This is a genomic window from Komagataeibacter sp. NFXK3 (genome assembly GCF_054182245.1).
Genome location: NZ_JAPIVJ010000006.1, coordinates 186,019 through 195,900, shown reverse-complemented (window position 1 = coordinate 195,900; position 9,882 = coordinate 186,019). Strand labels below are relative to the sequence as shown.

Here is a 9,882-nt window from a genome sequence, read left to right as displayed (position 1 = left end):
ACGACCAGAGCAGGCGGCTGCGTGGCCATGAACTGCATAAACTGCTGACGACGCAGCTTTTTGCGAAACATCACCTCGCCCGCACGCGAAGCTCCATGAACCTGGAAAATGTTCTTTGCCAGATCAATGCCTATCACTGTATCCTTCATCTGCCGTCCTTTCGCGCAGTCGTTTCTTCCAACGACCATTCTGGCACATTGCGATGCCGTGCGGGGAGGACGGCAACCACCCCATCTCACAGAAGTTCCCTGACGCCCGGATTACTCATCGGGCAACAGGCTACCGGACCATAGTTTCCCGATGAACATGCCGCAATCCATCTCCTGCATCACAGACACCTTTATTGCGGTGGGCGCCAATCTACCGCGCGAAAGTGGTGAAACTGCGGCCATGACCTGCCTGTGGGCGGTGGATGAACTCGCCCGCATCCCCGGCCTTTCGGTGGTGGGCGTCTCGGCGTGGTACGAGAGCGCGCCGGTGCCGCCTTCGGGCCAGCCGCCCTATGTGAACGGAGTCGTGCGCATGGCGGGCGATGTTGATCCGGCCTGGCTGCTTGGCCAGCTCCACGCCATCGAGGCCGCGGCCGGGCGCAGGCGCACGGTGGCCAACGCCGCACGCCCGCTTGATCTTGACATCATCTCCATGGGTGCGCTGGTGCGCGCGGCGCCCGACCCCATCGTGCCGCACCCGCGCGCAACGCAGCGCGCCTTCGTGCTGCTGCCGCTGCGCGATGTCATGCCCGACTGGCGCGACCCGGTGACGGGGCAGGGGATCGACGCCTTCCTGCCCGGGGTCGCGGGGCAGGAAATCCGGCGCATGGCGGAGCCGGAGCGGGCCTGAAGCGCCGCATAAGGCTTGCATCACGACAGGCGGGGGCGTAATAGGGTAAATTCTTATCAACACACCTATTTAACAACCGGAGTTCAGGCCTGATGGCACGCGTCACTGTCGAGGACTGCGTTGAGCGGGTTCCCAATCGTTTTGAACTGGTGCTGCTCGCAGCCCAGCGTGCCCGCGCCCTGTCGCGCGGCGAGGAAATGACGATTGACCGCGATAACGACAAGAACCCCGTTGTCGCCCTGCGCGAGATCGCGGACCAGACCATTAACCTCGAGCAGATCCGCAGCGACCTCGTGCGCTCGCTCGCCCGCGCGCCCGAGCCCGAGCCTGCCGATGAGGAAGTGGTCGACCTGATCCCGACCGAGCAGAACATCTTCGGCCTGCAGGATGTCTCGGCCGAGGAAGAAGCCCGCCATTCCACCGGCGGCATGTCGGCTGAAGAACTCGAGGCATCGGTTGAGTCGGCCCTGAGCGGACGGGGCCGTTAATTTCTGGCGAAAGGGTCGAAGGTGACTGACCCGACCGGCTCGGAAACCACATCTTCCTCCCTGCCCGTGCCTGCCACGGGCGGCGTGGCTGCCCCTGCGGCCACCCTTCCCGCCCGGCATGAGGGCGGGGAGCGCGTCCTGTCCTGCGAGGGGCTGATCCGGCGCATCCATGCGTATGACCCCGCCGCCGATGCGGAACTGATCCGCAGGGCCTTTGCCGTGGCCCAGGCTGCCCATGCGGGCCAGGCGCGCGATAACGGCGATCCCTACATCACCCATCCGCTGGCCGTAGCCAATATCCTGGCAGGCTTCCATCTCGATACCGCCTCGATCGTGACAGCGCTCCTGCACGATACGGTGGAAGATACCGGGGTGACCCAGAAGCAGTTGCGCGAACAGTTTGGCGATACGGTTGCCGAACTGGTCGATGGCGTGACCAAGCTCACACGGCTCGAACTCCAGTCCGACCGCACCAAGCAGGCGGAGAATTTCCGCAAGCTCGTGCTGGCCATGTCGCGCGATATCCGCGTGCTGCTCGTCAAGCTGGCCGACCGGCTGCACAACATGCGCACGCTGCATTACGTGCAGCGCATCGACCGCAGGCAGCGCATCGCGCGCGAGACGATGGAGATCTACGCCCCCCTTGCCGGCCGTATCGGCATGGACAAGGTCAAGGTCGAGCTCCAGAACCTGTCATTCGCCGCCCTCGAGCCCGAGGCGATGGCCACGATCCGCGCCCGGCTCAACTACCTGCGCGGGCAGGGCGCCGATGTGATCGAGGAGATCCGCCGCGAACTCCAGGCCCTGTGCATTGATGCCGGGCTGGAGGGCGTGGAGGTGACGGGGCGCGAGAAGACGCCCTATTCCATCTGGGAAAAGATGCAGCGGCGCAATGTCGCCTTCGAGCAGCTTTCCGACATCATGGCCTTCCGCATCATCGTGCCCTCGCGTGAGGCCTGCTATATCGCGCTCGGCGCGGTGCATGCGGCCTATCCGGTCATTGCCGGGCGGTTCAAGGATTATATCTCTACCCCCAAGGCCAACGGCTACCAGAGCCTGCATACCGGGGTCACGCTGCGCCATCCGCGCAACCAGAAGATCGAGGTGCAGATCCGCACGGCGGAAATGCACGACGTGGCCGAGAACGGCGTGGCCTCGCACTGGCTGTACAAGCAGCTGCCCGATGCGGCGGCCAAGGGCGCGACGAAGGGCGTGGTCTCGGGCCTGCGCTGGGTGCAGGACCTGCTCGACATCCTTGAGGATTCATCGGCCCCCGATGAGTTCCTCGAGAACACCAAGCTCGAACTCTATCAGGACCAGGTCTTCTGCTTTACGCCCAAGGGGCAGCTGATCTCGCTGCCGCGCGGGGCGACGCCGGTTGATTTCGCCTATGCGGTGCACAGCCAGGTGGGCGACACCTGCGTGGGCGCGCGCATCAATGGCCGCCTGATGCCGCTGCGCCACGAGTTGCAGAATGGTGACCAGGTCGAGATCATGACCGCGCGCGGCGGCACGCCCTCGCCCTCGTGGGAGCGGTTTGTCGCCACCGGCAAGGCGCGCGCGCGCATCCGCCGCCATGTGGCGCTGCAGCAGCGCGAGGCCCATCTGGAAAGCGGGCGCGTGGCGCTGGCCAAGGCTTTCCGGCAGGAAGGGGTGGACGGCTCGGAAAAGGTGCTCGATACCCTGCTCAAGGACCTGCGCCTGCAGAGTGTGGCCGACCTGTACGTGGCCGTGGGCAATGGCAACCAGTCCGCGCGCGAGGTGGTGCAGCTAGCCTACCCCGAGCTGCGCCGCGCGCCGCGCGCGCCGCGCATGGTGCCGGGCCTGTCCATGCGCGCCCCTGCGGGTGGCGCGCTGAGTGGCGGCGTGCCGGGGCGGCGCAAGCCGGCTGCGGGCGGCATGGCGCTTGCGGGCGTGGGTGCGGGCATGGCGGTGCATTTTGCCGGGTGCTGCCACCCGCTGCCCGGCGACCGGATCGTGGGCATCGTCTCCACCGGCAAGGGTATCACGGTGCATACGCTGGGCTGCCAGACGCTGGAAACCTTCGCCGCCACCCCCGAGCGGTTCATGGACCTCGACTGGGATTACGACCTGATCGCCCGCAACGCCACCGGCCACCATACCGGGCGGCTGAGCGTTGTCACCGCCAACGAGCCCGCCATGCTGGCCACGCTGACCAATATCGCCGCCAAGCATGAGGGCGTGATGATGAACCTGCGCATCGTCAACCGGCAGCTTGAATTCATGGAGATCCTTGCCGATATCGAAGTGCGCGACCTGCGGCACCTGACCGCCATCATGGTGGCGCTGCGGGCTGCCAAGGGTGTTGTGCAGGTTGAACGGGCAAGGGGGTAGTCTGCCATGCTGATCGGCATCGGCTCGGACCTGTGCGATGCGCGGCGGATCGAGACGGTCCTTGCCCGGCACGGCGCGCGCTTCATCGCGCGCGTGTTCACCGCGCGCGAGCAGCAGGCGGCGGCGCGCAGGCAGGGCAATGCGCGGCTGGGCACCTACGCCAAGCGCTGGGCGGCGAAGGAGGCCTGCGCCAAGGCGCTGGGCACCGGCTTCGCCCATGGCGTGTTCCATAGCGACCTTGGCGTGGAGAACCTGCCCGGCGGGCAGCCGGTCATGCGGCTTTCGGGCGGGGCGCTGGCGCGGCTTGAGGCCCTGCTGCCCGCAGGCCATGAACCCCACATATTCCTGACCATGACCGATGAGCACCCCTATGCCTTTGCCCAGGTCATGATCATGGCGGAGAAGGCGGCCACGGCCTGACGCCCTTCACGCTGCCCTTGGGCAATGCTTGACAGGCGGGGTGCGCGTGGGCTTGATCCGCACGTTATTCGTCCGGCGCAGCCTGTCCGGTCGATGCCAGAGCCGGATTGAAGATACAGACATGCCAATGGACGATAACAAGACAATTCTCTCGCAGGCCGAGCCCGAGCGTCGCTCTGGCGGGCTGCTCGAACTCGTGCGGACCGTAGTCATCGCCGGCGTGCTCGCTCTGAGCGTGCGTACGGTGCTGTTCGAGCCGTTCAACATTCCCTCCGGCTCCATGATCCCGACGCTGCAGGTGGGTGATTACGTGTGGGTGGCCAAATACAGCTATGGCTACTCGCATTTTGCGCTGCCCGGCGCGCCCAACCTGTTCGAGGGGCGGATTTTCAACAGCATGCCCCATCGGGGCGACGTGGCGGTGTTCCGCTTCACCAAGGATACCTCGATCGACTACATCAAGCGCATCGTGGGCCTGCCGGGTGATACGGTGCAGATGCGCGAGGGCAAGCTCTACCTCAACGGCACCGAAGTGCCCCGCGAGCCCGAAGGCGATTATGCCGCCATCGACGAGCACCGCACCCGCATGGAGGGTGACCGCTACCGCGAGATCCTGCCCGGCAGCGGCGGCCACGGCCCCGTGGCGCATGATATCCTGAAGCTGACCGATGAGGGCGGCAAGAACGACACGCCGGAATATGTCGTGCCGCCGGGCTACTTCTTCGCCATGGGCGACAACCGCGATGACAGCGCCGACAGCCGCTTCATGGGCGACGAGCCGCAGGACCTCGGCTTCGTGCCGATGGAGAATCTGGTGGGGCAGGCGAAGTGGATCTTCATGTCGGTCGATAACGCGCACCCGTTCTGGCAGGTATGGTACTGGCCGAGCGAGATCCGCTGGGGCCGCCTGTTCATGGGGGTGCACTGACCATGGAGGCCGAGCGCGTTCCCGTGGCCGAGATCAGGCGGCTGGAGGCGTGCCTGGACTACCACTTCACCCGCCCCGAACTGCTGCTGCGTGCGCTGACCCACCGCTCGGCAGCGCATGAGCGCAGTGGCAACCGCCGCACGCGCCTCAGCGTGGCCAAGCGCGGGGCGGGGTCGAACGAGCGCCTTGAGTTCATCGGCGACCGGGTGCTCGGGCTGGTCATGGCCGAATGGCTGCTCGAGCGCTTCCCTGATGAACAGGAAGGCGCGCTTGGCCCACGGCACGCCCATCTGGTCTCGCGCACGGTGCTGGCGCAGGTGGCCCATGAAATGAAGCTGCAATCGGCGCTTGACGTAGCCGAGCATGAAGCCCGCGCAGGCGTGCGGCAGATGGCCACCGTGCTGGCCGATGCGGTCGAGGCGCTGCTCGGCGCACTGTATCTTGATGGCGGGCTCGACCCGGCCCGTGCCTTCGTGCGTCGCATGTGGCGCGAGGCCATCATAGCCCAGGCCCGCCCGCCCAAGGACCCCAAGACGGCCTTGCAGGAATGGGTGCTCGGGCGCGGCCTGCCCCTGCCGCAATACCGTGTCGTCTCATCGGACGGCCCATCGCACGCGCCGCGTTTTGTCATTGCGGTCGATGCGCAGGGCAGGACCGGACAGGGCGTTGCAGGCAGCAAGCGCGCGGCTGAAAGCGATGCCGCATCGGACCTGCTGCGCCAGTTGGGCGTGGACAGCCAGGCCGCCACCACCACGAACCGTAAAGGGCAGGGACAATGACCGGCCAGGATACTGATCATACGACACGCTGCGGTTTCGTGGCGATTGTGGGCGCGCCCAATGCGGGCAAGTCCACGCTGCTCAACCGCATGGCGGGCACCAAGCTGTCCATCGTCAGCCCCAAGGCGCAGACCACGCGCTTTAGGGTGCTGGGCATTCTCATGCGCGGCACGACCCAGATGCTGCTCGTCGATACGCCGGGCATCTTCCAGCCCAAGCGCAAGCTCGACCGCGCCATGGTCGCCGCCGCCTGGACCGGCTCGGAAGATGCGGACATCACCCTGCTCATCGTCGATGCCCGCGCGGGCATGACCGATGCGCTGCACGCCATCGCCACCCGTCTGGCCGAGCAGAAGCGCAGGCTGTGGCTGGTGCTCAACAAGACCGACCTGGTCAGGCGCGACATGCTGCTGCCGCTCACGGCCCAGCTTTCCGCCATCCTGCCGGTCGAGCACGTGTTCATGGTCAGCGCGCGCTCGGGCGAGGGGGTGGACGACCTGCTCGACCGGATCGCCGCCGAGCTGCCCAAGGGCCCCTATCTCTACCCCGAGGATGACCTGACCGACCTGCCCGACCGCCTGCTGGCCGCCGAGATGGTGCGCGAGCAGGTGTTCTTGCAGACCCATCAGGAAGTGCCCTATGCCGCCACGGCGGAGACGGAAAGCTTTGAGGAACGCCCTGACGGCTCGGTGCGCATCGAGGTCACGATCTATGTCACGCGCGCCTCGCACAAGGCGATCCTGATTGGCGACAAGGGCAGCCGGATTCGCGCCATTGGCGAGAAGGCGCGGCGCGAACTTGGCCGCCTTCTGGACCGTAACTGCCACCTTTTCCTCAACGTGAAGGAACGCGCGGGATGGGACGAGGAGCGCGCCCGCCTGCGCGCCATCGGCCTGGATGACATTTCCTGAATCCTCAAAAGAGCGGCATCATCGGCTTGTGGGGGGGGGCATCCGTCTATATGACAGGGCATGGCCGGGCGGCCTGCCCGTCCCTAGCCCTGTTTGCCTGACCTGTCCCGAGGCCCAATGACCCAGCCCGTCAAAACCCCCGCTCCGTCATACAAGCGTGTTCTGCTCAAGGTGTCAGGCGAGGCCCTGATGGGGAGCGGGTCTTACGGCGTCGATCCGGCAACGGTTGACGCCATTGCGGTTGACGTGGCGGCCGTGGCGCGGACCGGGGTCGAGGTGTGCCTTGTCATTGGCGGCGGCAACATCTTCCGTGGTGTTGCGGCGGCGGCGCGGGGCATGGACCGCGCGCAGGGTGATTACGCCGGCATGCTGGCCACCGTGATCAACGCGCTGCTCATGCAGAACTCGCTCGAGCGCCACGGCGTGCCCACGCGGGTCATGACGGCCATTCACATGTCCTCCATCGCCGAGCCCTATATCCGCCGCCGCGCCGTGCGGCACATGGAAAAGGGGCGGGTGGTGATCTTCGCCGCAGGCACCGGCAACCCGTTCTTCACCACCGATACGGGGGCCGCGCTGCGCGCTGCCGAGATGGAATGCGACGCCCTGTTCAAGGGCACGCAGGTCGATGGCGTGTATTCCGCCGACCCGCGCAAGCACCCCGATGCCACGCGTTACGACACGCTGACCTACCGCGATGTGCTGGCCAATGACCTCAATGTCATGGATGCCGCCGCCATCAGCCTTGCGCGTGAGAACCGCCTGCCCATCGTGGTCTTCAACATTCACGGGCAGGAACCCTTCTCGCGCGTGATGCGGGGCGAGGGGCGTTTTACCACCATCGTGGCGGCGGACTGACGCACGCCGGATTGCCCGTGGCGCAGATGCGCCAGGCGATGGACTGATTATTAGGAGGAGGGCCACAGTGTCTGTCGATCAGAAAAGTTTGCTGGCGGATCTGACCCGCCGCATGGACGGCGCCATCGAAAGCCTGCGCCGTGATTTTGCCGGCCTGCGTTCGGGCCGCGCCAGCCCGGCCCTGCTTGAGCCGGTGCGCGTTGAGGCCTATGGCGGCGAAGTGCCGCTGACCCAGGTCGGCTCCATTGCCGTGCCCGAGGCGCGCATGCTGACCGTGCAGGTGTGGGACCGCACGCTGGTGGGGGCTGTCGAGCGCGCGATCCGCGACGCCGGGCTGGGCCTGAACCCGGCGGCTGATGGCCAGACCGTGCGCGTGCCCATTCCGCAGCTGACCGAGGAACGCCGCAACGAGCTGGCCCGCGCGGCCGGCAAGTATGCCGAGAACGGCAAGATTGCCGTGCGTGGCGTGCGCCGCGATGGCATGGACCAGACCAAGAAGCAGGAAAAGGCGGGCGACATCAGCGAAGATGACGTGAAGACGTGGTCTGACGCGATCCAGAAGCTGACGGACCAGTACGTCAAGCGCGTGGACGACCTGCTGGTCGAGAAAGAACGCGAGATCAAGCAGGTCTGACCCTTCCGTGCATCCTGCCCCGCTTTCCCTACCCCCTACCGCGCATGACTAAGGAGGACGATCAGGTTTTGTCCGGGTCAGATCATCCGGTTGCAGGCGCTGCGTGCCTGCCCGAGCATGTTGCCATCATCATGGATGGCAACGGGCGCTGGGCCAATACGCGGGGGCTGCCGCTGCTTGCAGGTCATCGCGCCGGGGCGGAGGCGGTGCAGCGCACTGTTACGGTCGCCATCAAGCGCGGCGTGAAGTGGCTTACGCTTTATGCCTTTTCATCTGAAAACTGGCGGCGCGCGCCCGGTGAGGTCGCCGACCTGACCGGGCTGCTGCGCTACTACCTGCGCCACAAGGTGGCCGAACTGTCGCGTGAAGGCGTGCGGCTGCGCATTATCGGCGACCTGACGCGCTTCCCCCCTGACATTCAGGAAGAAGCGCGGCGTGCCGAGCAGGTGACCATGGGCAATGACCGGCTGGTGCTGGTCCTTGCCCTCTCGTACGGAGGCCGGGCGGATATCGTGCAGGCAGCCGCCCGCATGGCGCAGGCCGTGGCGCGGGGCGATATCGCGGCGGACGAAATCGATGAATCCCTCTTTTCCAGCGCCCTGCTGACCGCAGGCATGCCGGACCCCGACCTGGTGGTGCGCACCAGTGGCGAGAGCCGCCTGTCGAACTTCCTGCTGTGGCAGTCGGCCTATGCCGAACTGGTTTTTCTCGACACGCCCTGGCCGGATTTTGACGAAGCGCATTTCGATACCGTGCTCGAGATCTACTCGCGGCGTGAAAGGCGATTCGGTGCAAGACCGGCGTGAAGGGGGGGCGGCTTCCGTTGCGCCAGTAAAATCAGGCAACTGGAAAGACCTGCGCGCGCGCGTGCTGTCGGCTGCGGTGCTGATACCGTGCGCCGGGCTGTGCGTGTGGTATGGCGGCCTGCTTTATGGCGCGATGATCGTGCTGGCCATGGCGGGCATGGCGGTCGAGTGGGCGCGCATGTTCGGCTTCGGGCTTGAAACGCGGCGCGGGCAGTTGTGCATGGCGTGGGCCGCGTGCATCGGCATTGCCGCGGTGGCCGGTCATTGGAGCGGTGCGCTGCTGGTTATGGCGGCGGGGCTGGTTCTTGGTCCGGCACTCGGGGCGGGGCAGCTGGCCATTGGCTGTGCCGGGCTGTCGCTGCTGTGGCTGCGCACCATGAGCGATCCGGGGGCGGGCGTGGTCCTGTTTGTCGTATCCTGCGTGGCGCTGAGCGATACCGGGGCCTACATGACAGGCCGCCTGTTTGGCGGGCCCAAGCTGGCGCCGCGCATTTCACCCGCCAAGACCTGGTCAGGCTCCGTCGGCGGCCTTGCCTGCGCGGTACTGGGCGGCATGCTGATCGCGAGCTTCATGCCCGCGGCCCAGCCGGGCGTGCTGTGGCGGGGCGCGGTGTTTGGCGGGGTGATCGCCCTTGCGGCCCAGGTGGGCGACCTGGCGGAAAGCGCGCTCAAGCGGGCGCGCGGCGTAAAGGATTCGGGCACCATCCTGCCCGGCCATGGCGGCCTGCTCGACCGTTTTGACGGGCTGCTGGTCGCGGCCCCCATGGCGGCCCTGCTGTCTTTGGGGGCGGCGGGACGGGCGGCTTTCTGGTATGTGGGCCAGCACTGAAGCCATGGTCCCGGTCATGGGACGTTTTGGGGAA

At 66.5% G+C, this 9,882-nt stretch carries 11 protein-coding genes; all 11 read left to right on the top strand.

The annotated features are described in order from the left end of the window. The first annotated feature begins 300 nt into the window (after positions 1-300). The 11 genes from folK to OQZ28_RS08875 all read left to right on the top strand — a co-directional run bounded on the left by folK (position 301) and on the right by OQZ28_RS08875 (position 9,848). A complete protein-coding gene (folK, locus tag OQZ28_RS08925) occupies positions 301-840 on the top strand; it encodes a 2-amino-4-hydroxy-6-hydroxymethyldihydropteridine diphosphokinase (RefSeq protein ID WP_458135861.1) in 540 nt (179 codons plus the stop codon). A gap of 92 nt (positions 841-932) precedes the next feature. Further along, positions 933-1,328 carry a DNA-directed RNA polymerase subunit omega gene (gene rpoZ, locus OQZ28_RS08920; RefSeq protein WP_078526605.1) on the top strand — a complete coding sequence of 132 codons (396 nt, stop codon included), beginning with the start codon at positions 933-935 and terminating at the stop codon, positions 1,326-1,328. Between the two features lie 60 nt (positions 1,329-1,388). Then, complete coding sequence (locus tag OQZ28_RS08915) at positions 1,389-3,683, top strand: RelA/SpoT family protein (RefSeq protein WP_458135867.1); 2,295 nt, start codon at positions 1,389-1,391, stop codon at positions 3,681-3,683. Positions 3,684-3,689: 6 nt separating this feature from the next. Further along, positions 3,690-4,103 carry a holo-ACP synthase gene (gene acpS, locus OQZ28_RS08910; protein ID WP_458135860.1) on the top strand — a complete coding sequence of 138 codons (414 nt, stop codon included), beginning with the start codon at positions 3,690-3,692 and terminating at the stop codon, positions 4,101-4,103. Positions 4,104-4,230: 127 nt separating this feature from the next. Further along, positions 4,231-5,031: a signal peptidase I gene (lepB, locus tag OQZ28_RS08905; protein ID WP_130730240.1), complete on the top strand. Its 801-nt coding sequence runs from the start codon at positions 4,231-4,233 to the stop codon at positions 5,029-5,031. Positions 5,032-5,033: 2 nt separating this feature from the next. After that, positions 5,034-5,810 (top strand): ribonuclease III, encoded by a 777-nt coding sequence (rnc, locus tag OQZ28_RS08900; protein WP_130730092.1) that lies wholly within the window; start codon positions 5,034-5,036, stop codon positions 5,808-5,810. Further along, a complete protein-coding gene (gene era, locus OQZ28_RS08895; protein WP_130730091.1) occupies positions 5,807-6,721 on the top strand; it encodes a GTPase Era in 915 nt (304 codons plus the stop codon). Before rnc ends, era begins: the two co-directional genes overlap by 4 nt. Positions 6,722-6,838: 117 nt before the next feature. Then, positions 6,839-7,579 (top strand): UMP kinase, encoded by a 741-nt coding sequence (gene pyrH, locus OQZ28_RS08890; RefSeq protein ID WP_078526615.1) that lies wholly within the window; start codon positions 6,839-6,841, stop codon positions 7,577-7,579. A gap of 67 nt (positions 7,580-7,646) precedes the next feature. Beyond that, entirely contained in the window at positions 7,647-8,213 is a 567-nt protein-coding gene (gene frr, locus OQZ28_RS08885) for a ribosome recycling factor (protein WP_130730089.1), read from the top strand. A 131-nt stretch (positions 8,214-8,344) separates the two neighbouring features. Next, positions 8,345-9,019: a polyprenyl diphosphate synthase gene (gene uppS / locus OQZ28_RS08880; protein ID WP_242621685.1), complete on the top strand. Its 675-nt coding sequence runs from the start codon at positions 8,345-8,347 to the stop codon at positions 9,017-9,019. Next, on the top strand, positions 9,003-9,848 hold the full coding sequence (locus OQZ28_RS08875; protein ID WP_458135859.1) for a phosphatidate cytidylyltransferase: 846 nt from the start codon (positions 9,003-9,005) through the stop codon (positions 9,846-9,848). The genes uppS and OQZ28_RS08875 overlap by 17 nt, the downstream gene beginning before the upstream one ends. Positions 9,849-9,882: the final 34 nt, after the last annotated feature.